Here is a 26,787-nt window from a genome sequence, read left to right on the forward strand (position 1 = left end):
GGGCTCACACTAACGCTCCTGGTTGTAGGTGCTGTCAGGACCACGGTGTTCATTCCTTGTGTCCTGGCCGTTCGTTTCACTGCCTGCGCTGCGGCCCCGTTCGACGCCGCGCCGCAGGTTGCTCAGCCTGCCCCGGACGTCCTCCGGGGCGCGGGAGACCTGTGGGCCTCCCTGGGGAGTGGTTTCGGCGGCGCCCTCGACCAGGTTGGCCTTGGGTACCCGTCGCGGCAGGCCCGAGGAGGTCACCCCGCCCGCCTTGGGCTTGCGCAGCGCCGAGGCCTGCTGCCAGCGGTCGTCGTTGGCCGACCGCCAGTTGTCCGGGCCACCCGCCTCCGGGGCGGCGGCCGGCGCCTCCTGGCCCGCGCGCCCCGCGTCGCCCGCGCCGCTCGCGGTGGATCCGCGGCGGGGAAGACCGGCGTCGGTCATCTGGTGGGCGGCGGAGGGGGCCGGACCCGGACGGTCGAAGCCTACGCGGTCCGCCTCGTTCACGTCAGCGGCCTGCACGGATTCCGCCTCCGGAGCACCCGCGGGGTACTGGTCCGGATAGCCGTTCTGGTAGCCGTCCTGCTGGGGCCAGTCGTCCTGGTAGCGCCGCTGCTCGAAGGCCGAGTAGGCCTCCTGGGCGCCGGCGCCCGCCGACTGGTGCCCGTTGCGGCTCTGCTCCGCAAAGGAGGGGTCCGGGTAGCCGCCGCCCGCCGGGTAACCCTCGCCCTGCGGCATGCCGCCGCCCGGCGCGTAGTACTGCTCGTCGTACGACGTCTGCTGCTGATCGGCGTACGACGATCGCTGGTCGTACCCTCCGGCCTGTCCGGTCTGCTGCTCCTGGTAGCCGCTCTGACCCTGGTCGTACACCGGCTGCTGTCCGGTGAACTGGTCCTGGTACCCGGGCGTCGCGGCCTCCTCGCGGCCGCCGTGGTCCGCCGGACCGGGCAGCTCGGGGTTCGACTGGGCCTCCAGGGCCGCGCGGCGCTCCTCGCGCATCAGCGAGCGGCCGACCGGGTCGAGCTCGCGTATGTCGTCGGGGACCTCGGCGTACCGGCTGTCGTCGAAGCCCAGCTCGGCGGCGGTCCGCATGGGCTGACCGACCTGACCGAAGCTCTCGCCGCCCTGGAAGTTCTGCTCCGGGATGATCTGCGAGACCGTGAACTCGTCACGCGGCTGCTGCTCGCCACCGCCACCGTGCGTGATGGCGTCCGGGAGCATGACCAGCGAGGTGGTGCCCGCCTGCTCGCCGGAGGGGCGCAGCTGGACGCGGATGCCGTGCCGGTCCGACAGCCGGCCGACCACGAACAGGCCCATGCGCTGCGAGATCGCGGCGTCCACGGTCGGCGGGTTGGCCAGCTTGTGGTTGATGTCCGCGAAGTCCTCGGCGGTCAGGCCGATGCCCTTGTCGTGGATCTCGACCATCACGCGGCCGTCGGGCAGCCGGGTCGCGGTGACGCGGACCTTGGTCTGCGGCGAGGAGAACGTCGTCGCGTTCTCCAGCAGCTCGGCCAGCAGGTGCACGAGGTCGGTCACGGCGCGGCCGTGGATCTCGGCCTCCGGGACGCCGGACAGCTCGATGCGCTCGTACTGCTCCACCTCGGAGGAGGCGGCGCGCAGCACGTCGACCAGCGGCACCGGCTGGTCCCAGCGGCGGCCGGGCTCCTCGCCGGCGAGGACCAGGAGGTTCTCGCCGTTGCGGCGCATACGGGTGGCGAGGTGGTCCAGCCGGAAGAGGTTCTCCAACTGGTCCGGGTCGGCCTCGTTGTTCTCCAGGTCGGTGATCAGGCTCAGCTGGCCCTCGATCAGCGACTGGTTGCGGCGCGACAGGTTGGTGAAGATCGCGTTGATGTTGCCCCGCAGCAGGGCCTGCTCGGCGGCGAGCCGGACCGCCTCGCGGTGCACCTGGTCGAAGGCGCGGGCGACTTCGCCGATCTCGTCGGTCGAGGTGATCGGGATCGGCTGGACCCGGGTGTCGACCCGGCCGGGGTCGGTACGGGAGAGCTGGTCGACCAGCATCGGCAGGCGCTGCTCGGCGATGCCGAAGGCGGCGTTGCGCAGCTGGCGCATGGAGCGGCTCATCTGGCGGGCCACCATGCCGGCCAGGATGAACGCGGCGAGCAGCGCGATGACGACCGCGGCACCCGTGATGTAGGCGTCCCGCTCGGCGTCGTCCGCGATCGTGGACGCCTCGGACACCGCCTTGTCGGCCAGGTCCGACTCGATCTTCTGGTACGCGTCGAACTTGAGGGTGTTGACCGCCCACCAGTTTTCCGGCGTGATGCCCTGCTCGGCCAGGTCGGCCCGGGCACTGGGGTCCGTCGAGTCCAGCCGGGCCAGCTCCGAGATCATCGTCGTCGGGTTGGCCGGCGGCGGCACGTAGTCCGGGTCCTTGGCCTTGGCCTCCTTGGCCATGGCCGCCCCGTCCGTCTTGAGCTGCGCCTCGGCGTCCTCGAGCTTCTGCGCGTCCGCCTCGGTACCGCCGCCGATGTACTCCTCGATGGCGATGCGCTCCAGGTAGGCGTACGAGGAGAGCGCGACGCGCTGGCTGGCGAGGTGGCTGGGCTCCGGGCCCGGCTTGACCAGCATGTGCATACCGATGGAGCGCTCCAGGGAGAGCGCCGCCTTGGTCAGCGAGATCGCGTAGACGGTACGGCCGTAGGAGGTGATGTTGCCGGTGCCCAGACCGAGCTCGTTGGCGAACTCCATCAGGGGGTGGGCGATCCCGGTGTAGCCCTCCTCGGTCTCCACGCCCTTGAGTTTGGAGGTGTACGCGGCCACGCGCAGCGTCTGGAGCTTGGGCTCCTGCTCGCGGAACACCTTCAGCCGGCGCTCCAGGCCCGCCTTGCCGGGCATGTCCTGGGCGGCCTCGTCGAACGCGTCGGCCGCCTCGTCGGTCGCCTGCCGGGCCTTGGTGACGGTCGCGTCCTCCTGGCCCTTGCCCTGCAGCAGCGGGGCGGCCGTGAGGTCGCGCTCGTTGTAGAGGGCGTTGGCGTAGCCGAGGGAGGCGCGCACCAGGCGCGCGGTGCTCTCGGCGTCCTCGGCGTCCGACCAGGTGTCGATCGAGCTCTTCACCTGGAAGCCGCCCATGACGAGGCCGACCAGCACGGGGATGAGCAGGATCGCGTTCAGCCGGGTGGTCACCCGCCAGTTGCGCGGGGAGAAACGGCCGCCGCTCGGGGCGGGTTCGGCCTTGGTTTCCGAAGCGGGCACGGGGGCGGGCGCCGCTGTGCGCGGCGGCGGGGTGAAGTTGCCCCGGGCCGATGGCTCGGGACTGTTCTTGCTTCGCCTCACTCGACCAACAACCTCTCGGCGGTCGGCACCTATGTCGTGCCGCTGTGTCTCAGAGCCCAGTCCGTCATCGGGTACGCACTACTGCTGAGTACGTCTTTGACCATTGGGCAGTTCTGGCATTCCAGCACGGCGACCAGCGCTCTTCCAAACAGTGGAACGCGGGGGTTACACGTGATGTAAGGCCCGCGTAAAACGGTCATAAAGAGCGAGGCCCGTCAAAAGACGGGGCGTTCGTGCGCGCAGCGAGACCAGTTGACCGCGTCGCGTGTCGGTACCACCCGATTCCTCTGCCGAAACGTTATGAACGGCGGGGCCGACCGTGTCAAAGGACACAGTCGGCTCCGCCCCGCCTACGACAAGTGCCGTAGACCCCTGCCGACTTGGCCGCGGCCGCCCGCGGACCTACCGCAATCGTGCCATCAGCGCGTGCTCCACCAGCGTGATCAGCGCACTCTTCGCGTCGGCGCGGTGCCGGGCGTCGGTCGTGATGATCGGGGTGTCCGGACCGATCTGCAGCGCCTCGCGCACCTCGTCCGGGTTGTACGGCTGCTGGCCGTCGAAGCCGTTGAGCGCGACGACGAACGGCAGGCCCGAGTTCTCGAAGTAGTCCACCGCGGGGAAGCAGTCGGCCAGCCGCCGCGTGTCCACCAGCACCACGGCGCCGATGGCGCCGCGCACCAGGTCGTCCCACATGAACCAGAAACGGTCCTGGCCCGGCGTGCCGAACAGGTACAGGATCAGGTCCTGGTCGAGCGTGATGCGGCCGAAGTCCATGGCGACCGTGGTGGTCGTCTTGTCCCCGGCGTGCGTCAGGTCGTCGATCCCGGCGCTGGCGGAGGTCATCACTGCCTCGGTGCGCAGCGGGTTGATCTCGGAGACGGCGCCCACGAACGTGGTCTTGCCGACGCCGAAGCCGCCGGCCACCACGATCTTCGCGGAGGTGGTCGCCCGACCCCCGTCAGAGCTTTCGAAGTCCACTGAGCACCCTTTCGAGCAGTGTCACGTCCGGCGCACCGCCGTTGTTCTCGTCGCCGCCAGGCTGGTGAATCGCGACGAGCCCGGCCTCCGCGAGGTCCGCGACGAGGATCCGGGCCACGCCGAGCGGCATCGCCAGCAGGGCCGACACCTCGGCCACCGACTTCACCTCGCGGCACAGGTGGCAGATGCGCTGGTGCTCGGGAAGCAGCCCCATGAGCGCTGCCGGGTCGGCCGTCGTGCTGATCAGCGCCTCGATGGCGAGCTGGTAGCGCGGCCTCGTCCGGCCGCCGGTCATCGCGTACGGACGTACCAGCGGCTGGTCGCCCTCGTCCTCGTACGGCTCCGCGTACGGATCATGAGAGGCGGTGGGCGGGGTCATGAATCCTCCGGGCGGGACAGCAGGTTGGTCAGTCGTGCCGTCTGACGAGGCCGGTGGGGGGATTGTGGCGGCCGGACGGTGATTTGGTAACACGGGTGGTGCCGGGGCCGTTCAGTGGAGCAGACTTCCTTGCAGTTCAGCGCGCAGGTCGGGCGTGAGTACCGCCCCCGCGCGGTCGACCAGGAGTGCCATCTCGTAGCCGACGAGGCCGATGTCGCACTCCGGGTGGGCGAGGACGGCCAGGGACGAGCCGTCCGAGACGGACATGAGGAAAAGGAACCCGCGTTCCATCTCCACGACCGTCTGTGCCACGTTGCCGCCCTCGAAGATCCGGGACGCCCCGGCGGTCAGCGAGGTCAGCCCCGAGGCGACGGCCGCGAGCTGGTCGGCGCGGTCGCGCGGAAAGCCCTCCGACATCGCCAGAAGGAGTCCGTCGGCGGACACGACGACGGTGTGGGACACCCCTGGGGTGTTGTCCACGAAATTCGTGATCAACCAGTTGAGGTTCTGTGCCGCCTGGCTCATCGGGCTCAACTAACGCTCCTGCTGGTGAGTGGGCCGCGGATAGCTGCCGGTCTGGTTGGTCCCGGCCTGACGGCCCTGTGCGATTCCCCGACGGAGATTGGTCAGCCGGCCGCGCACTTCGTCGGGCGCACGCGATACCTGCGGACCGTTCTGGTGCGACTGCTGCTGAGCCGTGCCCGGGACGAGGTTTGCCCTGGGCACCCGGCGCGGCAGGCCGGATGTGGTGATCCCGCCGGCCGCCGGCTGCCGGACGCGCTCGGCCTGCCGGACGAGGTCGTCGTTCGGCGAGCTGCGCCAGGAGGAGGTGGCGGGCCGCTGAGGGGCTGCCGGGGTCTGGGGCTGGGGGGCCTGCGGCTCCGGGGCCGCGGCCGGGGGGCCCTGCTGGGCCCTCGCCTCGCGGTCGCCGTGGAACCAGTTGGTCTCCAGCGTGTCGTACAGCGGCGTACGTCCGTCACCGGGGCCGGAGGCAGGGGGCAGGGCCCATCCGTCACCCGGCCGCTGCGCGGCGGTGCCGTTGGAGTTCCCGTTGGTGTTCCCGCCCGCGGGCTCCTGGTGGGCCGGACGCTGCTGCGGGGCCGGCGGCTGCGGAGCGCCGAAGTCGTTCCCGCCGTGCGCGCCGTTGACCTGCGGGCGCTCGAACTGGCCCGTGGCGGCCGGGTTCTGACGCTCTGGCAGGCGGTGCTGCCCGGTCGAGCCGTTGTCGAAGCCCTGGGCGCTGGTGAACGGGCCGGTCGAGGCCGGGCTGGTCGGGCCGGCCTGACCGGGCTGTCCGCCGAAGACGTCCGAGCGGACGAAGGCTCCGCCGTTCTGCTGCGGGGCGGCCGCCTCGGGCCGCGCGAACTGGTCGTTCTGCGGGGCGGCGTGCATTCCGCCCTGGCCGTACTGGTCCTGGCCGGTCTGGTTCTGGCCGTACTGGTCCTGGCCCGTCTGGTTCTGACCGGTCTGGTTCTGGCCGGGCTGGTTCTGGCCGGGCTGGGCGAACCGCCCCGTGTTCTGCGGGTCGTCCCGACGAGGTGCCGGGGCGTCGAAGTCCGGGCGGGCGAACTCGGCCGTGGCACCGGGTCCCTGGGACTCACCGAGCCGGGGGACCGCCGGCATCTCTGCGGTCGAGCCCGGCCCCTGCCGGTCGTCGAAGCGCGGCGTGCGGTCCGTACGCGAGCTGTCCGACTCCTCGTGGCCGCGCGGGGCGTCCAGCGAGGCGCGCGGCACGGGCGGCTGTGCGTTCTCGTCGCTCCAGCTGGGTGTACGGGGCTGCGGGTTGCCGCCGGGCAGCTCGGCCCGCGGACCACCGCGCGGCGGCAGCTGCGGGCGACGGGCCTGCTCGGCGTCGCCGTTCCCGTTGCCGCGGCGCTTGCCGCGCTGCGGGGGCGCGGAGGGACCGCGTCCGCCGCCGAAGGCGTCCTGGCCGTCCTGCGGCGCGTTGCCCTGCGGGGGGTTGCCCTGCGGCGCGTTCATGCCCGCGGCCTGCAGGCCCTGCGGAGCACCGGGCGCCTGACCGGCACCGGCACCGGCACCTGCACCGGCGCCCGCGCCGGCCGGAGCCGGGCGGTTCTGCTGGTTCGGCCCCGCCGGGGACTGCGGCCCGCGCGCGCCGCCCGGCGCACTCGGGCGACCGCCCGCGTCACGCCCGGGCAGTGCGGCCCGCGGCCCCTGACCGGCACCGAGCCGGCCACCGCTCGGCGCACCGGCGCCGAGGGCACCGCCACCGCCGCCGCCGAAGGCACCGCCGCCACCGAGGGCGCCGCCGCCCTGGCCGCCACCACGCCGGGCCGCCGCGACACCGGCCGCGGCCTGCGCGGCGGCCGGACCGCCGTTGCCCGAGGCGGGCTGCCCCGGCTTGGGCTGCGGCTTGCGGCCGCCCTGGGCGACATCGACGGGCAGCATGACCAGCGCGGTCGTACCACCGGAGTCGGACGGGCGCAGCTGGATGCGGATGCCGTGGCGCTGCGAGAGGCGGCCGACCACGAACAGACCCATGCGGCGGGAGACGGAGACGTCCACGGTGGGCGGCGAGGCGAGCCGCTCGTTGATCGCGGCGAGGTCCTCGGGGGAGAGGCCGATGCCGGTGTCGTGGATCTCGATCAGCACGCGGCCGTCGGGCAGCGCGTGACCGGTGACCTTGACCTTGGTCTGCGGGGAGGAGAACGAGGTCGCGTTCTCCAGCAGCTCGGCGAGCAGGTGCACGAGGTCGTTGACCACGCGGCCGGCGACCTCGGTGGTCGGCACGGAGGACAGTTCGATGCGCTCGTACTGCTCCACCTCGGAGGCGGCGGCACGGAGCACGTCGACCAGCGGGACCGGACGGGTCCAGCGGCGGCCGGGCTCCTCACCGGCGAGGACGAGGAGGTTCTCACCGTTACGGCGCATGCGGGTCGCGAGGTGGTCGAGCTTGAAGAGCGAGGACAGCTGGTCCGGGTCGGCCTCGCGGGACTCCAGTTCGGAGATCAGCGACAGCTGGCGCTGGATCAGACCCTGGGAGCGGCGCGAGAGGTTGGTGAACATCGCGTTGACGTTGCCCCGCAGCAGGGCCTGCTCGGCGGCGAGGCGGACCGCCTCGCGGTGCACGTCGTCGAAGGCCGCGGCCACTCGGCCGATCTCGTCCCGGGAGTGCACGCCGACCGACTCCACCGAGGTGTCGACGTCCTGCGGGTCAGTCTCGGAGAGCTGCTTGACCAGCTCGGGCAGGCGGTCCTGGGCGACCTTGGTCGCGGTGTCCTCCAGGCGGCGCAGCGACCGGATCATGGAGCGGGCCACGACGAAGGCGCCGACCAGGGAGACGCCGAGCACGAGCAGGATCAGCACACCGGAGATGATCGCTTCGCGCTCCGACTCGCTGCGCAGCTCGCGGGCCTGCTGCTCCATGTCCTCCAGCAGCTTGAGCTCGATGTTCTTCATCTGCTGGATCTTGGTGGAGCTGTCGTCCAGCCAGTCCTGGTAGGACCGGGTCTTCAGGTCCGCCAGACCGTTGACCTGGCCGAGCGCGCGGCCGGCGTACTGGTCGGACGACTCGATCACCGGGTTGCCCTCGGAGATCGGCTTGAGGAGTTCCTCGGCGCCGTCGCCGTAGATGCTGGTGAAGCTGCGGACCTCGGAGGTCTGGCTCTGCAGCGCCGACTGGGCGTAGAGCCGGTCGTTCTCGGAAAGCTTGCCCTTGCTGGTGGTGTTCGCGGGCAGGGCGGCCGCCAGGACCGCGCGCTGGATCGACGCGTACTCCTTGGCCGAGGAGAAGGCCGACAGGGCGCGCGTGCGCTGGATCATGTCGGGGTTGCTGGTCGCCTCCGCCATGTCCTGCGAGAGGTCGAGCAGGTGGGTGATCAGGCGGTGGTACGCCTCGACGGTCTGGGTCGAGTTCTCCTTGGCCTGATAGGCGGTGCTGCGGATCTTGTTCAGGTCGTTCAGGTCGCTGGCGAGGCCGACGAGGCTGTCGCGGACGCCGACGAGGTTGCCGTCCTTGCTGGCGGCGTCGATCTCCTCGGAGCTGTCGAGGAAGTTCTTCAGGGCCCGGTCGGTCTTCTCCCGGTCGCCCTTGACGGCGATCGCGCTGGACGTCGAGCCGTGCGCCAGGGGACCGGCGGACTGGTCGCGCTCCTCCTGGAGCGCGGCGGCCAGCTCGGTGGCCTGCTTGGTCATCTCGGTCAGCAGCTTCATGTTGTCGAGCTGCTGGATGTCGTCCATCGACTGGTTGATGCGCAGCGCGCCCAGCGAGGTGGCCGCGACCACCGGAAGCGCGAGCAGCGACACCAGACGGGTGGAGATCCGCCAGTTGCGCAGGGCTATTCGCGGGCCGGGGCCGGTCGAGCCCTTGGACGGCTTCGCGGGCGGCTTCTGGCCGGCGGCGGACGACGTCCCGGCCTGACCGGGGCGGTCGCCGTTGTCGCCGGACTGGGCCTGGCCCGGGTTCTGGGCGTGCTGGGGCGAGGAGCTGACGGCCTTGGGGCCAGTCCCGCCGTGCTGCGGCTCCGGCTCCGCCGAAGCGCTGCCATCCCTCTTGAAACGTCCCTGCACTAGCGTCGCAACCTCTGGACCAGGCGCCCGTCCGCGTGAACGGCTGGGCACGGTGTCGGCGTCATAGGGGCGCCCTGAATACGCCCCCGTGGTGGTCGTGAGTGACCGGCGCTGGTTCCCCCATCTCGCCGCCGCTCGGCGCTGGTGTGCGCCCCCTGTGCGCCGGCTCGATCCCGCAGCGGTCCGTGGAATTCCAGCACAGTGCCGGATCTCCAACAAGGCCCATGGGTCGCCCCGTGACATAGATGACAGCACGTGAGGGCGGGGTCACCGGACGTAGAAAATGATCACCCGCAAAACGGACGTATGTCCGCGAGTCGGCGACACCAGGTAGGTGTCCCAGTCGACATGATCAGGAGCGGAATGATGGGTTCAGGTGGGCAATGTCGCTTTCGTCGCAGTGTTGCGTGAGCCTGAATTGACCGGTTTGACCCTTGATAAGTGAGCAAACTCACATGCAGATCAGGAGCCTCGCTCGGGTTGGCGGGGAATCCCATGTTTAGCCTGACGCTTTACAGAGAAGGCAAAACCGACAACCCGCGCCCTCGCAAGGGTTCTTGCAGCCCTCCGGCGCCCGGACACGACAGGGTCTCGTACAACCGTGAAGACGACGATGATGTTCCACAAGATCGCCAACCCGCGACGCACGACGCTGGCGCACCTCGACGGTGCCGACGACCTGCGGACGCCGGAGCAGCCGGAGCACGCCGTCGAGCTCCCCGCCCAGACCGCCAATCCCCGGCGCACGACGCTCATGGAGATCCCCGTCGCGGCCTCCGCCGCAGAGTAGTACGCCACCCGGCCGCCGGACGTTCAGGGCGGCCGTACGGGCACACGGGCGCCCGCGCGCCGAACCGCCGCCCCTCGGGGGCACGGAACGTATTGCGCGAGGCGCCCGCCCTCTGCCGCGTTAGCCTGGAGCGTCAGACTCCAGCCAGCTCAGCAAGGGGCCAAGCAACCCGTGCGCATCGCCAGGTTCTCCATCGACGGGAACGTCGCCTTCGGCGCGGTCGAGGGCGACCAGCCGGACCAGCTCGTCCTCGACATCATCAAGGGCATCCCGTTCGCGGACTTCGAGCTCTCCGGCACCAAGGTGCCCCTGAGCAAGGTGCGGCTCCTGCCGCCCGTACTCCCCAACAAGGTCGTCGCCTTCGGCCGCAACTACGCCGAGCACGCCCGCGAACTCGGCAACGAGGTGCCCGACGCCCCGTTCGCCTTCTTCAAGCCGTCCACCTCGGTCATCGGCCCCGGCGACGCCATCCAGTACCCCTCCTTCTCCGAGGAACTGCACCACGAGGCCGAGCTCGCCGTCGTCATCGGCCGCATGTGCCGCGAGGTCCCGCGTGAGCGCGTCAAGGACGTGATCTTCGGTTACACCTGCGCCAACGACGTCACCGCCCGCGACGTGCAGCGCCGCGAGAAGCAGTGGGCCAGGGCCAAGGGCTTCGACTCCTCCTGCCCGCTGGGCCCCTGGGTGGAGACCGACCTGGACCCGGCCGATCTCACCATCCAGCTCACGGTCAACGGCGGCCAGCGTCAGCTCGGCCGCACCAGCGAGATGATCCACTCGATCGAGGATCTGATCGTCAACATCTCCGAGGCGATGACGCTGCTCCCCGGCGACGTGATTCTCACGGGCACCCCGGCCGGCGTCGGCCCCCTCAACGTCGGCGACGAGGTCGCCGTCACCATCGAAGGCATCGGCACTCTCACCAACAAGGTTGTCAAGCGTGGCTAGCGCATCCGCCCCAGCAGTCCGTGTCCGTTTCTGCCCCTCGCCCACCGGCAACCCCCACGTGGGCCTGGTCCGCACTGCCCTGTTCAACTGGGCGTTCGCCCGGCACCACCAGGGCACGCTGGTCTTCCGCATCGAGGACACCGACGCGGCCCGCGACTCCGAGGAGTCGTACAACCAGCTCCTGGACTCGATGCGCTGGCTGGGCTTCGACTGGGACGAGGGCCCCGAGGTCGGCGGCCCGCACGCGCCGTACCGCCAGTCGCAGCGCATGGACATCTACAAGGACGTCGCGGCCAAGCTCCTCGACGCCGGGCACGCCTACCGCTGCTACTGCTCCCAGGAGGAGCTGGACACCCGCCGCGAGGCCGCCCGCGCCGCCGGCAAGCCCTCCGGCTACGACGGCCACTGCCGCGACCTGAGCGACGCCCAGGTCGAGGAGTACGTGGCGCAGGGCCGCGAGCCCATCGTCCGCTTCCGGATGCCCGACGAGACGATCACCTTCACGGACCTGGTCCGCGGCGAGATCACGTACCTCCCCGAGAACGTCCCGGACTACGGCATCGTCCGCGCGAACGGCGCCCCGCTCTACACGCTCGTCAACCCGGTCGACGACGCCCTGATGGAGATCACCCACGTCCTGCGCGGCGAGGACCTGCTCTCCTCCACCCCGCGCCAGATCGCCCTGTACAAGGCGCTGACCGAGCTGGGCATCGCCAAGGAGACCCCCGCCTTCGGTCATCTGCCCTACGTCATGGGCGAGGGCAACAAGAAGCTCTCCAAGCGCGACCCGCAGTCGAGCCTGAACCTCTACCGGGAGCGCGGCTTCCTCCCCGAGGGCCTGCTCAACTACCTCTCCCTGCTCGGCTGGTCGCTCTCCGCGGACCAGGACATCTTCTCGATCGAGGAGATGGTCGCGGCCTTCGACGTCGCGGACGTCAACCCCAACCCGGCCCGCTTCGACCTCAAGAAGTGCGAGGCGATCAACGCCGACCACATCCGCCTGCTGGAGGTGAAGGACTTCACCGAGCGCTGCCGCCCGTGGCTGAAGGCCCCCGTCGCCCCCTGGGCGCCGGAGGACTTCGACGAGGCCAAGTGGCAGGCGATCGCGCCGCACGCGCAGACCCGCCTGAAGGTCCTCTCCGAGATCACGGACAACGTCGACTTCCTGTTCCTGCCGGAGCCGGTCTTCGACGAGGCCTCCTGGAACAAGGCGATGAAGGAGGGCTCGGACGCCCTGCTCCGCACCGCCCGCGAGAAGCTGGACGCGGCCGACTGGTCGTCTCCCGAGTCCCTCAAGGAGGCGGTCCTGGCCGCCGGTGAGGCCCACGGCCTCAAGCTCGGCAAGGCCCAGGCCCCCGTCCGGGTCGCCGTCACGGGCCGCACGGTCGGCCTGCCCCTCTTCGAGTCCCTGGAGGTCCTGGGCAAGGAGAAGGCGCTGGCACGGATCGACGCGGCGCTGGCGAGGGCGGCGGCGTAACGCACGGATGCGTGAAGGGCGGCGGCCGCGAAGGCCGCCGCCCTTCGCCGTACCCGCCCGGGCCCCGCCGACCGGCGCCGCCGGCGTCGCCCCGGCAGACTGGACGCATGCGCCGTGAGGACATCGACCCACGCTTCTTCGGTGACCGGTTGGCCTACAACCGGGCGGTTGTCGTCGAACAGCCGCGGCGCTGGCTCGTGGTCGCGGGGCACGAGGCCCGGGACGACGAGGGCGGCATCGCCGCCGTGGGCGACATCCGCGGCCAGATCCGGCTGACGTTCCGGCGCCTGGGCGAAACCCTGCACACAGCCGGGTTCGCCCTGAGCGACCTCGTCCAGATCAGGATCTTCACCGTCGACATCGAGGCGGTGACGGCCAACTACGACGCCGTGCTGAGCGTGCTGGCCGAGGAGGACTGCCGTCCGGCCAGCCTGCTGGCCGAGGTCCGGGCCCTGTCCGATCCGCGGATGCTCATCGAGATCGAGGGCCTCGCCGCCCAGTAGGCGTCCGTCCGTCTCCCGGCCCGCTTCCCCACGCCCCGCTCGGGTGGACTGAAAGGCGCGGTCTCTCTCAGCCGACCTGATCCAAACGACAGGCCCTAGGCTGGGCCTCATGCCGATCGAAGCCGTGGTCTGGGACGTCGACGACACCCTCTTCGACTACACAACCGCCGACCGCGAGGGCATGCGCGCCCATCTGGTGGCCGAAGGGCTCCTCGCCGGGTACGGAACGGCCGAGGAGGCCCTCGTGCGCTGGCGGGAGATCACCGAGCAGCAGTGGGCCCGCTTCGCGGCCGGCGAAGTCGACTTCGTCACGCAGCGCCGCGACCGCACCCGGGTGTTCCTGGGCCGGCCGGAGCTGACGGACACCGAGGCCGACGACTGGTTCCAGCGGTACGTCACGCACTACGAGGCGGCCTGGTCCCTCTTCCCGGACGTGCTGCCCGTCCTCGACGCCCTCGCCGCCAGTCACCGGCACGCCGTGCTCTCCAACTCCAGCCTGACCGTCCAGGACCGCAAGCTGCGCGTCCTCGGCGTGCACGACCGCTTCGAGGCCATCCTGTGCGCCGCCGAGCTGGGCGTCTCCAAACCCGAGCCCGGGGCCTTCCTCGCGGCCTGTGACGCCCTCGGCCTCCCCCCGCGGGAGGTCGCCTACGTCGGCGATCACCCGGAGATCGACGGCCGCGGCGCAGCCGACGCCGGGTTGCTGTCGGTGTGGATCGACCGCGGCGGCGTGTACGCGACCGTCGACCCGCCCGTCGGGCCGCGCCGTATCGCCTCGCTCTCCGAACTCCCCGCGCTCCTCGGCGCGGATACCCGTTTTGGAGCCCCGTCCACCTTCGGGTAATGTTCTTCCTGCGCCGCCGAGGAGCGGGCCGAAAGGGCCGGGAACCGGAAGCGCAACGCTAGAACAAGATCCCCGCGGGGCTTGCGTTCCAGTGGCCTATGGTGTAATTGGCAGCACGACTGATTCTGGTTCAGTTAGTCTAGGTTCGAGTCCTGGTAGGCCAGCTCGCAGAGCTTATCTGCACCGCGGATCACATCCGCAAAGCCCCCGTTGTGTAGCGGCCTAGCACGCCGCCCTCTCAAGGCGGTAGCGCCGGTTCGAATCCGGTCGGGGGTACAGATCCTTCCCGCGAGGACAGCCGGGTCGCACCCGCTGTTCTTGATGCAGGATCGCTAGGGCCCCCGTTGTGTAGCGGCCTAGCACGCCGCCCTCTCAAGGCGGTAGCGCCGGTTCGAATCCGGTCGGGGGTACAAACTGGTCTAAACCACATTGGTCTATGGTGTAATTGGCAGCACGACTGATTCTGGTTCAGTTAGTCTAGGTTCGAGTCCTGGTAGACCAGCTCGGATCTGCGGCGGTGTAATATTCAACGCTCGCAAGATCCTCGCCCCCGTTGTGTAGCGGCCTAGCACGCCGCCCTCTCAAGGCGGTAGCGCCGGTTCGAATCCGGTCGGGGGTACGAGTCCGAAGGGGGCTCCCGCTCAGGCGGGAGCCCCCTTCGGCGTTCACTCGATGCCGTACCGCCGTGCCGACTCCTCCTCCTGGGCCAGCCGGTGCAGTGCCCGCAGCACCGGCTCGAAGAGCACCGCCGACGCGACCGCCGTCTCGACCTTCTCCGCCTCCGAGCCGTGGGTCTCCATGAAGTCCAGCTCCCGCCGGGCCACCTCGTGCATCAACTCCGCGTACGGTGCCATCAGTTCGGCGTCCCAGGGGTAGTCCAGCCGCCTCAGCGCGGCCACCGCCACCACCAGCGAGCGGTGCACGGGGGAGAGGGAGGCCAACTCCCGGGAGGTCTCCCAACCCAGCATCTCCAGCAACCGGTCCACCTCGACCCGTGCGGCGACCACGGACGGATCGTCCTCGTCCGGCTCGGGCCCCTGCGGCAGCGCCCACAGGGCGGCACCGAGCCGGACGGTCCGGCCCAGGGAGTCGTCGTCCACGTGGCCGAGCACCTCACGCGCCGTGGCCACCGGCACCTTGCCCACCTGGATCAGTGCCCGGACCAGGCGCAGCCGGCGCAGATGGTCCGCGTCGTACTCGGCCGTGGTCGCGTTGACCTGCCGGCCGGGCGGCAACAGGCCCTCCCGCAGGTAGTACTTGATCGTCGCGGTGGACACACCGCTGCGCTTGCTCAACTCGGCCAGCCGCATCCCTTGCGCCCTTCCTCGGATACCGGCACTATCCAAGCACGGGATCATTGGAGAGTTACGCTCACCAACAGGGGAGGCCTGGATGGCCGGCAAGTCGGGCACCGCGGTCCGCACCACCGCCGCGGCCGAGGGCGACGTGGTCGTACTGCTGATCGGCATGCGGATCAACCACTTCTGGGCGGTGCACCACTGGCTGCCGGTGCTGCTGGCCATGCCGCGCATGCTCCGCGAACTGGCGAAGAGCCCGGAGCGCGGTCTGCTGGGGCACGTCCTGCTGACGGCCTCGCCGCGGACGTACTACGTCGTCCAGTACTGGGAGTCCAAGGAGAAGCTCTACCGGTACGCCCACTCGCCCGACATGTTCCACCACCGGGCGTGGGCGGTCATCAACCGCAAGGAGCGGCAGGGCAAGGCGCGCGGGCACGTGGGGCTGTGGCACGAGGCGTACGTCGTGCCCGAGGGTTCGTACGAGTCGATCTACGCGGACATGCCGGCCTTCGGGCTGGCTGCGGCGCACGGACAGGCGCCGCTGGAGCGGCGTGGCAAGCGCGCCGAGGACCGGTTCGCGTACCGGTCGGGGGAGCGGGCGGCGTCCGAGGAGGCGTGAGGGCGGCCGGGCCCGCGGGAGACGTGAGGACGGGGAAGGGCCCGCCGCGGCGTTGAGGCGGGCCCTTCCCCGGTCACGTACCGAGGTGTGGGCGAGGTCAGCCCGTGCGGCGCAGGGCCTCGGAGAGGCGGCCGGCGGCGTCGATGATGGCCTGGGCGTGCATGCGGCCCGGGTGGCGCGTCAGGCGCTCGATGGGGCCGGAGACGGACACGGCGGCCACCACCCGGTTGGAGGGGCCGCGCACCGGCGCGGAGACGGACGCCACGCCCGGCTCCCGCTCGCCGATGGACTGCGCCCAGCCGCGGCGCCGCACGCCGGACAGGGCCGTCGCCGTGAAGCGGGCGCCCTGGAGCCCGCGGTGGAGGCGTTCGGGCTCCTCCCAGGCCATGAGGATCTGCGCCGAGGAGCCGGCCTTCATGGTGAGCGTGGAGCCGACCGGGACCGTGTCCCGTAGGCCCGAAAGGCGCTCGGCCGCGGCCACGCAGATGCGCATGTCGCCCTGGCGGCGGTAGAGCTGGGCGCTCTCGCCCGTGACGTCGCGCAGGTGGGTGAGGACCGGGCCCGCCGTGGCGAGCAGGCGGTCCTCACCGGCCGCCGCGGCCAGTTCGGCCAGGCGCGGGCCGAGAATGAACCGGCCCTGCATGTCGCGCGCCACCATACGGTGGTGTTCCAGCGCCACGGCCAGGCGGTGGGCCGTGGGTCGTGCCAGTCCGGTCGCACCGACCAACCCCGCGAGGGTGGCCGGGCCGGACTCCAGAGCGCTCAGGACGAGGGCCGCCTTGTCCAGAACGCCGACGCCGCTACTGTTGTCCATGAAACGATACTCCCGTCTCACTCTGTGAAACGCAAGTTCAATTTTCCGTGGAACCCGCCACTCTGGATGGCACGAAGTCACAACGGCCCGTGACGAATGGGCCTGGTGGCGGTTGCCCGGAAACACAGGGGTGAGGGCACCGCTTCCCCAAGATCTCTAGTTGGGTCGGCGCTTCGCCGTCGGCCGGAGGGAAAGCGATGGGTAGGACACTCGCGGAGAAGGTCTGGGACGACCATGTCGTCCGGCGCGCCGAGGGCGAGCCCGACCTCCTCTTCATCGATCTGCACCTGCTGCACGAGGTGACCAGCCCGCAGGCCTTCGACGGCCTCCGCAAGAGCGGCCGCCCGGTGCGCCGGCTCGACCTGACCATCGCCACCGAGGACCACAACACCCCGACGCTGGACATCGACAAGCCCATCGCCGACCCGGTCTCCCGGGCGCAGCTGGAGACCCTGCGCAAGAACTGCGCGGACTTCGGCGTCCGGCTGCATCCGCTGGGCGACGTAGAGCAGGGCGTCGTGCACGTCGTCGGCCCGCAGCTCGGCCTGACCCAGCCCGGCACCACCGTGGTCTGCGGCGACTCGCACACCTCCACGCACGGTGCCTTCGGCGCCCTGGCGTTCGGCATCGGCACCTCCCAGGTCGAGCACGTGCTGGCCACCCAGACGCTGCCCATGACCCGACCGAAGACCATGGCGATCACCGTCAACGGCGAACTGCCCGACGACGTCACGGCCAAGGACCTGATCCTCGCGATCATCGCCAGGATCGGCACCGGCGGCGGCCAGGGCTACGTCCTGGAGTACCGGGGCGAGGCCATCGAGAAGCTCTCGATGGAGGCCCGGATGACCATCTGCAACATGTCGATCGAGGCCGGCGCCCGCGCGGGCATGATCGCCCCCGACGCGACCACCTTCGCCTACCTCCAGGGCCGCCCGCACGCCCCCGAGGGCGCCGACTGGGACGCGGCGGTGGAGTACTGGAAGACGCTGCGCACGGACGACGACGCCGAGTTCGACGCCGAGGTGGTCATCGAGGCCGCCGAGCTGGCGCCGTTCGTCACCTGGGGCACCAACCCGGGCCAGGGATCGCCGCTGTCCGCCGCGGTCCCCGACCCGGCTTCGTACGAAGACGCTTCGGAGCGCTTCGCCGCCGAAAAGGCCCTGGAGTACATGGGGTTGGAGGCCGGGCAGCCGCTGCGCTCCATCAAGGTGGACACCGTCTTCGTAGGTTCCTGCACCAACGGTCGCATCGAGGACCTGCGAGCCGCCGCCGAGATCGTACGGGACCGCAAAGTCGCCGACGGTGTACGGATGCTGGTCGTACCCGGTTCCGCGCGGGTGGGTCTGCAGGCCGTCTCCGAGGGCCTGGACGTGGTCTTCAAGGAGGCCGGCGCCGAATGGCGGCACGCGGGCTGCTCGATGTGCCTGGGCATGAACCCGGACCAGCTGGCCCCGGGGGAGCGCTCCGCGTCCACCTCCAACCGCAACTTCGAGGGGCGGCAGGGCAAGGGCGGCCGCACCCATCTGGTGTCGCCGCAGGTCGCGGCCGCGACGGCGGTCCTGGGCCATCTGGCCTCCCCGGCCGACCTGACCGCCGCCGACGTCCCCACGCCCGCTGGAGTCTGAGAGTCATGGAAGCATTCACCACGCACACCGGCCGGGCCGTCCCGCTGCGCCGCAGCAACGTCGATACCGACCAGATCATCCCCGCCCACTGGCTCAAGAAGGTGACGCGGGACGGGTTCGAGGACGGGCTGTTCGAGGCCTGGCGCAAGGACCCGGAGTTCGTGCTCAACCGGCCCGAGCGGGAGGGCGCCACGGTCCTGGTCGCCGGCCCCGACTTCGGCACCGGATCGTCCCGTGAGCACGCCGTCTGGGCGCTGCAGAACTACGGCTTCAAGACCGTCGTCTCCTCCCGCTTCGCCGACATCTTCCGCGGCAACTCGCTCAAGAACGGCCTGCTCACGGTGGTCATCGACCAGAAGATCGTGGACGCGCTCTGGGAGCTGACGGAGAACGACCCGCAGGCCGAGGTCACGGTCGACCTCGAGGCCCGTGAGGTCCGCGCGGAGGGCATCACCGCCTCCTTCGAGCTGGACGAGAACTCCCGCTGGCGGCTGCTGAACGGGCTGGACGACATCTCGATCACCCTCCAGAACGAGGCGGACATCGCCGCGTACGAGGCGAAGCGCCCGTCGTTCAAGCCGCAGACCGTCCAGGTCTGACCCAGGGCCTTCTCAGAGGCGTCCCGCAAGGTCGAGTTTCGGCCACCCAACACCCCGGCTGTACCCCCGATCGGCCCGATCGGGGGTACGGCCGTTTCTGCTGCCGGCCGCGTGTGTGTGTCACGGCTGTGTCGCTCAACTCCCCACGTTAGAGGCGTGGTTGCCGGGGTACGCGAGTCACGGAGGCGCGGCTTCCGTGTGTGCTCGGAAGGCCGTTTGAGGCGGCAGTTGCCCCCTGCGCAGGCGACAACTCGCCCCAGATGGCACAATCTGTGCATGGAACACGACGGCCAACTCGAGCTCTATACGGCGGTCGCGGTCCGGCTCAAGGAAGCGCACACAAGAGTGCGCGCACTGCAAGTCCCGGAGGGCGTACGGATGGCGCTGACCCGGAAGCTGCTGGTCATTACGGCCGCGGCCAAACACGATCTCGCCGGTGCGGCAAGGCGCCTGGATCGGTTCACCGCCGACCTCGACGAGGGGCGATTCCCCGAAGAGGAAGGCTGAACAGGCCGGGACGGCCCGAGTCCGTTGCGGCACAAGGGTGATTAGCCCGTTTCGTGTTTGATTTGCGGTATATATCTGCCTAACGTGCGAAAAAGCTTGAACACATTCGTTCTGGCGATGTCTCCGAAGGGGAAGACGTGAACAAGGCGCAGCTCGTAGAAGCGATTGCCGACAAGCTGGGCGGCCGGCAGCAGGCCGCCGACGCTGTCGACGCGGTCCTGGACGCCCTCGTCCGTGCAGTGGTCCAGGGCGACCGGGTGTCGGTCACCGGCTTCGGTTCCTTCGAGAAGGTCGACCGTCCGGCCCGCTACGCCCGCAACCCTCAGACGGGTGAGCGGGTTCGGGTCAAGAAGACCTCCGTGCCGCGCTTCCGCGCGGGTCAGGGCTTCAAGGACCTGGTGAGCGGCTCGAAGAAGCTCCCGAAGAACGACATCGCGGTCAAGAAGGCCCCCAAGGGCAGCCTGTCCGGCCCGCCGGCCACCATCTCCAAGGCCGCGGGCAAGAAGGCCGCCGCCAAGAAGGCCACGGGCGCCGCGAAGAAGGCCACGGGCGCCGCGAAGAAGACGACCGGGGCGGCCAAGAAGACGACCGCGAAGAAGACCACCGGGGCGGCCAAGACGGCGACGGCGAAGAAGGCCCCCGCCAAGAAGTCCCCCGCCAAGACCACCACGGCGGCGGCGAAGAAGTCCACGGCCAAGAAGGCCCCCGCGAAGAAGGCGACCGCCAAGAAGGCCCCGGCCAAGAAGTCGACCGCCCGCAAGACCACCGCCAAGAAGGCCACCGCCCGCAAGAAGTAGCAGGTAGCAGCCGGAAGCAGCAGGCGACCAGGCACAGGGGCACTCACGCGCCGGGCCGGACTCCCTCTCGGAGTCCGGCCCGCGGCGTGTTCGGGGCCCGGGTCAGAACGTCTGGAGCGTCACCAGCGTGATCCGGCGCTCCGTGCCCGCGCCCTCGGTCTCGATCCGCACCCGTTGTCCGGGCCGCAGCAGTCTCAGGCCCCCCGCGTCGAACGCCGCCGCGTCGAAGGGCACGGGCGTGCCGTCGTCGAGCAGCACCTGCCCGCTGCGGCTTTCGGGGTCGTACGTGTATGCGGTCGCCTGCATGTCGGCAGCCTACTGCCCGGCGATCAGCAACCGCGCCGCCACCGCGGCCGTACGGGGCCCCACTCCCAACGCCAGCGCGATGCGCAGATCGCCCCCGGTGTCGACGTCCTGCCGTACGGAATCCACCGCGCCGAGGCGCAGTTCCACCGCGCCGGACGCGCGGTGCCGGGCCCGGGAATCCGTACCGAAAACGGGGGCCAATTCACGGCCGGGTCCCGCGGCCAGCAGGGTCGTTCCGATTCCGGCCGCGTCCGGCAGAAAAGCGCGCGGGAATTGTGACGCCGCCGCCAGGACCCGCGCCAATTCCGCCGGCCGCAGCGCGGGCAGATCGGCGTTGAGCGCGGCCACCGGGCTTTCGGGACGTGCCGCCCGTACCGCGGCCGCGCCGTGAGCCAGGGCGACGTTCAGGCCGCCGCCGGGCTCGTCCGGGACGACCCTCGCGCCCAGCGCCGCCAGCTCCCTTCCGGCGCGCGCGTCGTCCGTGACTACTGCCACATCCGCCACCGCCGGGCAGGCCAGCGCGGCTCCGACGGTGTCCTGGGCGAACGCCAGCGCGAGGTCCGGCCGTACCCCGCCGTCCGCGGTGTCCGACAGCCTGCTCTTGGCCCGGGCGAGGGGCTTCACGGGTACGACCAAGGTCCACTGCACGGGTGTTCCGTCCTTCTCTCGTCGCTGTCATTGTCACCTGGGGGACCTGGCGGTTCACTCTCCGGGGCGTACGGTGTTCTCGACAGACGGGCGGCCCGGGGCGACACTTGTCCGGCCCCAGGCCCTGGAGGAAAGGTGTCAGCGTGCCCCGCCGCAGAATCGGCTTCTGGTACCGCTTCGCCGCGGTGATCTGCAAACCGCCGCTGGTGGTTCTGATCAAGCGGGACTGGCGGGGAATGGAGAACATTCCGGCCGACGGTGGATTTATCACCGCCGTGAACCACAATTCGCACGTCGACCCCTTCGCGTACGCGCACTACCAGTACAACACCGGGCGCGTCCCGCGATTCCTGGCGAAGAGCGGCCTTTTCAAGAAAGGATTCGTCGGTGCCGCGATGCGGGGCACCGGACAGATCCCCGTCTACCGCGAGAGCACGGACGCGCTGAGCGCCTTCCGGGCCGCGATCGACGCCGTGGAGCGCGGAGAGTGCGTCGCCTTCTACCCCGAGGGCACCCTCACCCGCGACCCGGACGGCTGGCCGATGACCGCCAAGACCGGTGCCGCGCGCGTCGCCCTGCAGACCAAGTGCCCGGTGGTCCCGGTCGCCCAGTGGGGCTGCAACGAACTGCTCCCGCCGTACGCCAAGAAGCCCAGCCTCCTCCCGCGCAAGACCCACCGCGTGCTGGCGGGTCCGCCGGTCGACCTGTCGCGGTTCTACGACAAGGAGATGACCACGGAGCTCCTGAAGGAGGCCACCGAGGTCATCATGGCCGCCGTCACCCGCCAGCTGGAGGAGATCCGCGGCGAGAAGGCGCCCGAAACCCCCTACGACCCGCGCCGGGAGCGGATCGAGCAGCGGCGCCGGACCCAGGCACAGAACCTCCAGGCGCAGAAGCAGACACAGATCCAGCAGCCACAGATCCAGCAGACACAGAACCAGCAGGCGCCGAACGAGCAGGCACAGTCCCGGCAGTCGCAGCAGGCAGAAGGGCAGAGCACGTGAGCAACCCGGTCAAGGCGGCCGTCTTCGGCACCGGATCGTGGGGCACGGCCTTCGGCATGGTCCTCGCCGACGCGGGGTGCGACGTCACCCTGTGGGGGCGCCGCGCCGAACTCGCCGACGCCGTCAACTCCACCCGGACCAACCCGGACTATCTGCCCGGCGTGGAACTCCCCGCGGGCCTGCGGGCCACCACCGACGCCGCCGAGGCCGCGCGCGACGCCGACTTCACGGTCCTCGCGGTCCCCTCCCAGACGCTGCGCGCCAACCTCGCCGACTGGACGCCCGTGCTGGCGCCCGGCACGGTCCTGGTGTCCCTGATGAAGGGCGTCGAACTCGGCTCCGCGATGCGGATGAGCGAGGTGATCGACGACGTCGCCAAGGTCGGCGCCGAGCGCATCGCCGTGGTCACCGGGCCCAACCTGGCCCGGGAGATCGCCGCCCGCATGCCGGCCGCCGCCGTGGTCGCCTGCCCGGACGAGTCCGTCGCCCAGCGCCTCCAGACCGCCTGCCACACGCCGTACTTCCGCCCGTACACCAACACCGACGTCATCGGCTGCGAACTCGGCGGCGCCGTCAAGAACGTGATCGGGCTCGCCGTCGGCATCGCGGACGGCATGGGCCTCGGCGACAACGCCAAGGGCTCCCTCATCACCCGCGGCCTCGCCGAGACCACCCGCCTCGGCGTCGCCCTCGGTGCGGACCCGCTGACCTTCTCCGGACTGGCCGGTCTCGGCGACCTGGTGGCGACCTGCTCCTCGCCGTTGTCCCGCAACCACACCTTCGGCACCAACCTGGGCAAGGGCATGACCCTCCAGGAGACCATCGCGGTCACCAAGCAGACCGCCGAGGGCGTCAAGTCCTGCGAGTCGGTGCTCGATCTGGCCCGCAGGCACGGCGTCGACATGCCGCTCACCGAGACGGTCGTCGGCATCGTGCACGAGGGCAAGCCCCCGGTGGTCGCGCTCAAGGAGCTGATGTCGCGCAGCGCGAAGCCGGAACGACGCTGAGCGACGCCGGGCGGCACCGGAACGGAACCTGGACGTCCACCCGCGCCACGCGGCCCCGCCGACGCTGTCTCGCGGCCCTACGGGCGGGTACTCTCAACGCGATATGAGCACCGAGAACCTCCCCCAGAGCCCCGAGCAGCCGCCTCGCAAACCGCGTGTGGCCGTCGTGTTCGGCGGGCGCAGCTCCGAACACGGGATCTCCGTGGTCACCGCCGGCGCCGTCCTCGCGGCCATCGACCGGACGCGGTACGACGTCCTGCCGATCGGCATCACCAGGGACGGCCGCTGGGCCCTCACCGCCGACGAACCGGAACGCATGGCGATCACCGAACGCCGTACGCCCGACGTAGAGGAACTGGCCGAGTCGACCGAGGGCGGCGTGCTGCTGCCCGTCGACCCCGCCAACCGCGAGGTCGTCTACAGCGAACCCGGCTCGGTGCCCAAGGCGCTGGGTGAGGTCGACGTCGTCTTCCCCGTGCTGCACGGCCCGTACGGCGAGGACGGCACCCTCCAGGGTCTGCTGGAGCTGTCCGGTGTGCCCTACGTCGGCGCGGGCGTGCTCGCCTCGGCCGTCGGGCAGGACAAGGAGTACATGAAGGCGGTGTTCACCTCTTACGGGCTGAAGGTCGGCCCGTACGTGGTGATCCGGCCCCGCGAGTGGGAGCAGGACCGTTCCGGCGCCCGCAAGAGGATCGTGGACTTCGCCGGCGACCACGGCTGGCCCCTGTTCGTGAAGCCCGCGCGCGCGGGTTCCTCGATCGGCATCACCAAGGTCGACGACCTCTCCGGACTCGACGAGGCGATCGAGGAGGCCAGGCGCCACGACCCGAAGATCCTCGTGGAGGCGGCGCTGCGCGGCCGGGAGATCGAGTGCGGGGTGCTGGAGTTCGAGGACGGCCCCCGCGCCTCCGTCCCCGCCGAGATCCCGCCGCCCTCGGAGCACGCGTACTACGACTTCGAGGCCAAGTACATCGACTCGACGCCCGGCATCGTGCCCGCCCCGCTCACGCCCGAGGAGACCGCCGAGGTCCAGCGGCTCGCCGTCGAGGCGTTCGACGCGGCCTCCTGCGAGGGCCTGGTGCGCGCGGACTTCTTCCTCACCGAGGACGACGAGTTCGTGATCAACGAGATCAACACGATGCCCGGCTTCACGCCGATCTCCATGTACCCGCAGATGTGGCAGGCGAGCGGCGTGAGCTACCCGGAGCTGGTGGACCGGCTGGTCCAGGCGGCGCTGCGGCGGTCGACGGGACTGCGCTGACGTCCTGCTTCACGCACGGCCCGGAAGGCGGTCCCCTCGGGGATCGCCTTCCGCAGTATGATCAGCGGGTTTCCCCGGCCCACCACCCGTCGGTGGCAGCGCCTTGTCCGGGTTCCGGAACAGCTCGGTGACCTTGTGCCCGGGCCGGGAACCACCGCCGACCCGCTGTCGTCTGCTGAGGAGCAGCCTGCGGCGGCGATCAGCAGAGCGAGAGCGAGCGGGCGGAAGGGGGTCAGAGATGAACGACCGGGCAGGTCAGAGTACGGGTGATGCCGTCCACTTGCTGGACCTTGGCGACCACCATGCGACCCAGGTCGTCGACGGTGTCGGACTGGGCGCGGACAATGACGTCGTAGGGTCCTGTCACGTCCTCGGCCTGGATGACTCCAGGGATCTTGCTGATCGTCTCGGCGACGGTCGACGCCTTGCCGACCTCCGTCTGGATCAGGATGTACGCCTGTACCACGGAACCTCCAGAGCGGCCACGAGGATCATGTGGGGAAGAGGAACGCCACGGTATCGCGTCACCGCTCTTCGCGGGGAGACCCGCGGGGCGCGGGCCCCGCGCGCCGGGGTACCGCAATGACACGAGTTGACGATCACGCCGACCGCGGTGACGGTCATTTCGACCGTAACGAGGACAGAGATGACGCGCGACCGGGCACGGACAGGTACAGGGACGGAAGGGGAGCCAAGGCGATGAAGGGCACTGTTGGTGAGCTGGGGGAGTTCGGGCTCATCAGGGAGCTCACCTCCCGTCTCACCACCACCCCGGCGGTCCGGGTCGGCCCCGGCGACGACGCCGCGGTGGTGGCCGCGCCCGACCGCCGGGTGGTGGCCAGCACCGACATCCTCGTGGAGGGGCGGCACTTCCGCCGGGACTGGTCCACCGCGTACGACGTGGGCCGCAAGGCGGCGGCGCAGAACCTCGCCGACATCGCCGCCATGGGCGCCGTGCCGACCGCGCTGCTGCTCGGCCTGGTCGTACCCGCCGAACTGCCGGTGACCTGGCCGACCGAGCTGATGGACGGGCTGCGCGACGAGTGCCAGGTCGCGGGCGCCTCCGTGGTCGGCGGCGACGTGGTGCGCGGCGACACCATCACCGTCTCCATCACCGCGCTGGGCGACCTGCGCAACCAGGAGCCCGTCACCCGCGGCGGCGCCCAGCCCGGCGACCTCGTCGCGGTGACCGGCTGGCTCGGCTGGTCCGCGGCCGGGTTCGCCGTACTGTCCCGGGGCTTCCGCTCGCCGCGCGCCTTCGTCGAGGCCCACCGCCGCCCGGAGCCGCCGTACCACGCGGGACCGGCCGCCGCGGGCCTCGGCGCCACCGCGATGTGCGACGTGAGCGACGGACTGATCGCCGACCTGGGCCACATCGCGGAGGCCAGCAAGGTCAGGATCGACATCCGCTCCGGCCAGATCGACATCCCGTCCCAGATGAACGACATCGGCCAGGCCGTCGGCGTCGACCCCATGCAGTGGGTGCTCACCGGGGGAGAGGACCACGCGATCGTGGCCACCTTCCCGCCGGACGTGAAGCTGCCCGCCCGCTGGAAGGTCATCGGCGAGGTCCTCAACCCCTCCGCGCTGCCCCAGGTGACCGTCGACGGGGCGCCCTGGACCAGCAAGGGCGGCTGGGACCACTTCGGTGAGGACGTGGAGTCATGACACCGCCCCTGGTTCTCACCGTGGCCGGCTCCGACTCCGGCGGCGGCGCCGGCATCCAGGCCGACCTGAAGACGATGCTCGCCCTCGGCACCCACGGCATGAGCGTGCTCACCGCGGTGACCGCGCAGAACTCGCTGGGCGTGCAGGGCGCCTGGGAGCTGCCCGTGGACGCCGTGCGGGCCCAGTACCGCAGCGTCGTGGACGACATCGGCGTCCAGGCGGTCAAGACCGGGATGCTGTCCTCCGCGGAACTGGTCGAGGCGGTCGCCGAGTTGATCGGCGGCACGGACGCCCCGGCGGTCGTCGACCCGGTCGGAGTCTCCAAGCACGGGGACGCGCTGCTGGCCGCCTCCGCGTTGGACTCCGTACGCGCCAAACTGCTGCCGGCGGCGACCGTCGCCACGCCCAACCTCGACGAGGTCGGCCAACTCACCGGCGTACGGGTCGAGTCGGACACCGATCTGCGCCGGGCCGCGGCGGCCGTGCTGGAGTACGGGCCGCGCTGGGTGCTGATCAAGGGCGGCCACCTGGCCGGCGACGCCGTCGACCTGCTCACCGACGGCTCGGAGGAGCACTGGCTGAGCGCCCCGCGCCTCGACAACCGGCACACGCACGGCACGGGCTGCACCCTCGCGTCGGCCGTCGCCTGCGGTCTGGCGAAGGGGCGGCCGGTACCCGAGGCGGTCGCGGCGGCCAAGGAGTACGTCACCGGGGCGATCGCGGCCGGATTCGGGCTCGGCGCCGGCATCGGTCCGGTGGACCACGGCTGGGCGCTCGGGCGGGCCCAGGGCTGAGCGTCCGGGCGGGGTGGGCGCTCCCGCGTGAGGTGGAGGGCTACGGGGGCGCCGTCGACCGTGTGGGGCCAGGCCCTAGCGGCCGGGCAAGGTTTCCGGTACGGCAAAAAGC

The 26,787-nt window shown here is 70.8% G+C and carries 25 protein-coding genes and 5 tRNA genes; 20 read left to right on the plus strand and 10 right to left on the minus strand.

The window, feature by feature from the left end; genetic code table 11:
• Positions 1 to 9: 9 nt before the first annotated feature.
• The 5 genes from ACFW48_RS24295 to ACFW48_RS24315 all read right to left on the minus strand — a co-directional run bounded on the left by ACFW48_RS24295 (position 10) and on the right by ACFW48_RS24315 (position 9,163).
• Positions 10 to 3,276: a nitrate- and nitrite sensing domain-containing protein gene (locus ACFW48_RS24295; protein ID WP_386317825.1), complete on the minus strand. Its 3,267-nt coding sequence runs from the start codon at positions 3,274 to 3,276 to the stop codon at positions 10 to 12.
• A 402-nt stretch (positions 3,277 to 3,678) separates the two neighbouring features.
• Complete coding sequence (locus ACFW48_RS24300; protein ID WP_055421789.1) at positions 3,679 to 4,254, minus strand: ATP/GTP-binding protein; 576 nt, start codon at positions 4,252 to 4,254, stop codon at positions 3,679 to 3,681.
• On the minus strand, positions 4,235 to 4,633 hold the full coding sequence (locus ACFW48_RS24305) for a DUF742 domain-containing protein (RefSeq protein ID WP_003973454.1): 399 nt from the start codon (positions 4,631 to 4,633) through the stop codon (positions 4,235 to 4,237). Before ACFW48_RS24305 ends, ACFW48_RS24300 begins: the two co-directional genes overlap by 20 nt.
• 111 nt (positions 4,634 to 4,744) lie before the next feature.
• Positions 4,745 to 5,158: a roadblock/LC7 domain-containing protein gene (locus ACFW48_RS24310; RefSeq protein ID WP_003973453.1), complete on the minus strand. Its 414-nt coding sequence runs from the start codon at positions 5,156 to 5,158 to the stop codon at positions 4,745 to 4,747.
• A gap of 9 nt (positions 5,159 to 5,167) precedes the next feature.
• On the minus strand, positions 5,168 to 9,163 hold the full coding sequence (locus ACFW48_RS24315) for a nitrate- and nitrite sensing domain-containing protein (protein WP_386317828.1): 3,996 nt from the start codon (positions 9,161 to 9,163) through the stop codon (positions 5,168 to 5,170).
• A 601-nt stretch (positions 9,164 to 9,764) separates the two neighbouring features.
• Between ACFW48_RS24315 and ACFW48_RS24320 the strand changes: the two genes are divergently transcribed.
• From ACFW48_RS24320 to ACFW48_RS24365, 10 genes are all read left to right on the plus strand, one after another.
• Complete coding sequence (locus tag ACFW48_RS24320; RefSeq protein WP_386318034.1) at positions 9,765 to 9,953, plus strand: hypothetical protein; 189 nt, start codon at positions 9,765 to 9,767, stop codon at positions 9,951 to 9,953.
• Between the two features lie 171 nt (positions 9,954 to 10,124).
• Positions 10,125 to 10,901 (plus strand): fumarylacetoacetate hydrolase family protein, encoded by a 777-nt coding sequence (locus ACFW48_RS24325; RefSeq protein ID WP_019328732.1) that lies wholly within the window; start codon positions 10,125 to 10,127, stop codon positions 10,899 to 10,901.
• The gene (gltX, locus tag ACFW48_RS24330; RefSeq protein WP_386317830.1) at positions 10,894 to 12,378 is read left to right on the plus strand and encodes a glutamate--tRNA ligase; all 1,485 of its coding nucleotides are present in this window, start codon (positions 10,894 to 10,896) and stop codon (positions 12,376 to 12,378) included. Before ACFW48_RS24325 ends, gltX begins: the two co-directional genes overlap by 8 nt.
• A 107-nt stretch (positions 12,379 to 12,485) precedes the next feature.
• Positions 12,486 to 12,881, plus strand: a complete 396-nt coding sequence (locus ACFW48_RS24335) for a Rid family hydrolase (RefSeq protein ID WP_386317832.1) — start codon at positions 12,486 to 12,488, stop codon at positions 12,879 to 12,881.
• 109 nt (positions 12,882 to 12,990) lie between these two features.
• Complete coding sequence (locus ACFW48_RS24340; protein ID WP_386317834.1) at positions 12,991 to 13,725, plus strand: HAD family hydrolase; 735 nt, start codon at positions 12,991 to 12,993, stop codon at positions 13,723 to 13,725.
• Between the two features lie 92 nt (positions 13,726 to 13,817).
• Positions 13,818 to 13,889: transfer RNA gene (locus ACFW48_RS24345), tRNA-Gln, on the plus strand.
• 39 nt (positions 13,890 to 13,928) lie between these two features.
• Positions 13,929 to 14,001, plus strand: a tRNA-Glu gene (locus ACFW48_RS24350).
• A gap of 61 nt (positions 14,002 to 14,062) precedes the next feature.
• A tRNA-Glu gene (locus tag ACFW48_RS24355) sits at positions 14,063 to 14,135 on the plus strand.
• A gap of 20 nt (positions 14,136 to 14,155) precedes the next feature.
• Positions 14,156 to 14,227: transfer RNA gene (locus tag ACFW48_RS24360), tRNA-Gln, on the plus strand.
• A 44-nt stretch (positions 14,228 to 14,271) separates the two neighbouring features.
• Positions 14,272 to 14,344 (plus strand) — tRNA-Glu (locus ACFW48_RS24365).
• A gap of 46 nt (positions 14,345 to 14,390) precedes the next feature.
• On the opposite strand, the gene ACFW48_RS24370 is transcribed toward ACFW48_RS24365, so the two are convergent.
• A complete protein-coding gene (locus ACFW48_RS24370) occupies positions 14,391 to 15,035 on the minus strand; it encodes a MerR family transcriptional regulator (RefSeq protein WP_386317836.1) in 645 nt (214 codons plus the stop codon).
• Between the two features lie 82 nt (positions 15,036 to 15,117).
• Between ACFW48_RS24370 and ACFW48_RS24375 the strand changes: the two genes are divergently transcribed.
• On the plus strand, positions 15,118 to 15,642 hold the full coding sequence (locus ACFW48_RS24375) for a DUF4188 domain-containing protein (RefSeq protein WP_386317838.1): 525 nt from the start codon (positions 15,118 to 15,120) through the stop codon (positions 15,640 to 15,642).
• 97 nt (positions 15,643 to 15,739) lie between these two features.
• On the opposite strand, the gene ndgR is transcribed toward ACFW48_RS24375, so the two are convergent.
• A complete protein-coding gene (gene ndgR, locus ACFW48_RS24380) occupies positions 15,740 to 16,456 on the minus strand; it encodes an IclR family transcriptional regulator NdgR (RefSeq protein ID WP_121749358.1) in 717 nt (238 codons plus the stop codon).
• Between the two features lie 197 nt (positions 16,457 to 16,653).
• Here ndgR and leuC point away from each other — a divergent pair, with 197 nt between their 5' ends.
• The 4 genes from leuC (at position 16,654) to ACFW48_RS24400 (ending at position 19,987) form a co-directional block, all read left to right on the plus strand.
• Positions 16,654 to 18,084: a 3-isopropylmalate dehydratase large subunit gene (leuC, locus tag ACFW48_RS24385; RefSeq protein ID WP_386317841.1), complete on the plus strand. Its 1,431-nt coding sequence runs from the start codon at positions 16,654 to 16,656 to the stop codon at positions 18,082 to 18,084.
• Positions 18,085 to 18,089: 5 nt separating this feature from the next.
• Entirely contained in the window at positions 18,090 to 18,683 is a 594-nt protein-coding gene (leuD, locus tag ACFW48_RS24390; RefSeq protein ID WP_386317843.1) for a 3-isopropylmalate dehydratase small subunit, read from the plus strand.
• A gap of 276 nt (positions 18,684 to 18,959) precedes the next feature.
• Positions 18,960 to 19,190, plus strand: a complete 231-nt coding sequence (locus tag ACFW48_RS24395; RefSeq protein WP_121749361.1) for a hypothetical protein — start codon at positions 18,960 to 18,962, stop codon at positions 19,188 to 19,190.
• Between the two features lie 137 nt (positions 19,191 to 19,327).
• Positions 19,328 to 19,987, plus strand: a complete 660-nt coding sequence (locus ACFW48_RS24400) for an HU family DNA-binding protein (RefSeq protein ID WP_386317845.1) — start codon at positions 19,328 to 19,330, stop codon at positions 19,985 to 19,987.
• A gap of 102 nt (positions 19,988 to 20,089) precedes the next feature.
• Here ACFW48_RS24400 and ACFW48_RS24405 read toward each other — a convergent pair whose 3' ends face one another.
• Together ACFW48_RS24405 and cofC are read right to left on the minus strand one after the other, a co-directional pair.
• Positions 20,090 to 20,293: a hypothetical protein gene (locus ACFW48_RS24405; RefSeq protein ID WP_386317847.1), complete on the minus strand. Its 204-nt coding sequence runs from the start codon at positions 20,291 to 20,293 to the stop codon at positions 20,090 to 20,092.
• Positions 20,294 to 20,302: 9 nt separating this feature from the next.
• Positions 20,303 to 20,941, minus strand: coding sequence for a 2-phospho-L-lactate guanylyltransferase (cofC, locus tag ACFW48_RS24410; RefSeq protein WP_386317849.1), 639 nt, complete (start codon positions 20,939 to 20,941; stop codon positions 20,303 to 20,305).
• Positions 20,942 to 21,084: 143 nt separating this feature from the next.
• Between cofC and ACFW48_RS24415 the strand changes: the two genes are divergently transcribed.
• The 3 genes from ACFW48_RS24415 to ACFW48_RS24425 all read left to right on the plus strand — a co-directional run bounded on the left by ACFW48_RS24415 (position 21,085) and on the right by ACFW48_RS24425 (position 24,213).
• Positions 21,085 to 21,945 carry a lysophospholipid acyltransferase family protein gene (locus ACFW48_RS24415; RefSeq protein WP_386317851.1) on the plus strand — a complete coding sequence of 287 codons (861 nt, stop codon included), beginning with the start codon at positions 21,085 to 21,087 and terminating at the stop codon, positions 21,943 to 21,945.
• On the plus strand, positions 21,942 to 22,952 hold the full coding sequence (locus ACFW48_RS24420; RefSeq protein ID WP_386317853.1) for an NAD(P)H-dependent glycerol-3-phosphate dehydrogenase: 1,011 nt from the start codon (positions 21,942 to 21,944) through the stop codon (positions 22,950 to 22,952). The genes ACFW48_RS24415 and ACFW48_RS24420 overlap by 4 nt, the downstream gene beginning before the upstream one ends.
• Before the next feature lie 103 nt (positions 22,953 to 23,055).
• A complete protein-coding gene (locus tag ACFW48_RS24425; protein WP_386317855.1) occupies positions 23,056 to 24,213 on the plus strand; it encodes a D-alanine--D-alanine ligase family protein in 1,158 nt (385 codons plus the stop codon).
• Between the two features lie 232 nt (positions 24,214 to 24,445).
• On the opposite strand, the gene ACFW48_RS24430 is transcribed toward ACFW48_RS24425, so the two are convergent.
• Positions 24,446 to 24,679: an Lrp/AsnC family transcriptional regulator gene (locus tag ACFW48_RS24430; protein ID WP_053137604.1), complete on the minus strand. Its 234-nt coding sequence runs from the start codon at positions 24,677 to 24,679 to the stop codon at positions 24,446 to 24,448.
• Positions 24,680 to 24,912: 233 nt separating this feature from the next.
• Here ACFW48_RS24430 and ACFW48_RS24435 point away from each other — a divergent pair, with 233 nt between their 5' ends.
• Together ACFW48_RS24435 and thiD are read left to right on the plus strand one after the other, a co-directional pair.
• Entirely contained in the window at positions 24,913 to 25,881 is a 969-nt protein-coding gene (locus tag ACFW48_RS24435) for a thiamine-phosphate kinase (RefSeq protein ID WP_121749368.1), read from the plus strand.
• Positions 25,878 to 26,675 carry a bifunctional hydroxymethylpyrimidine kinase/phosphomethylpyrimidine kinase gene (thiD, locus tag ACFW48_RS24440; protein ID WP_386317858.1) on the plus strand — a complete coding sequence of 266 codons (798 nt, stop codon included), beginning with the start codon at positions 25,878 to 25,880 and terminating at the stop codon, positions 26,673 to 26,675. The genes ACFW48_RS24435 and thiD overlap by 4 nt, the downstream gene beginning before the upstream one ends.
• Positions 26,676 to 26,787: the final 112 nt, after the last annotated feature.

The organism is Streptomyces sp. NPDC058812 (assembly GCF_042744565.1).
Classification (GTDB): Bacteria; Actinomycetota; Actinomycetes; order Streptomycetales; family Streptomycetaceae; genus Streptomyces; species Streptomyces thinghirensis.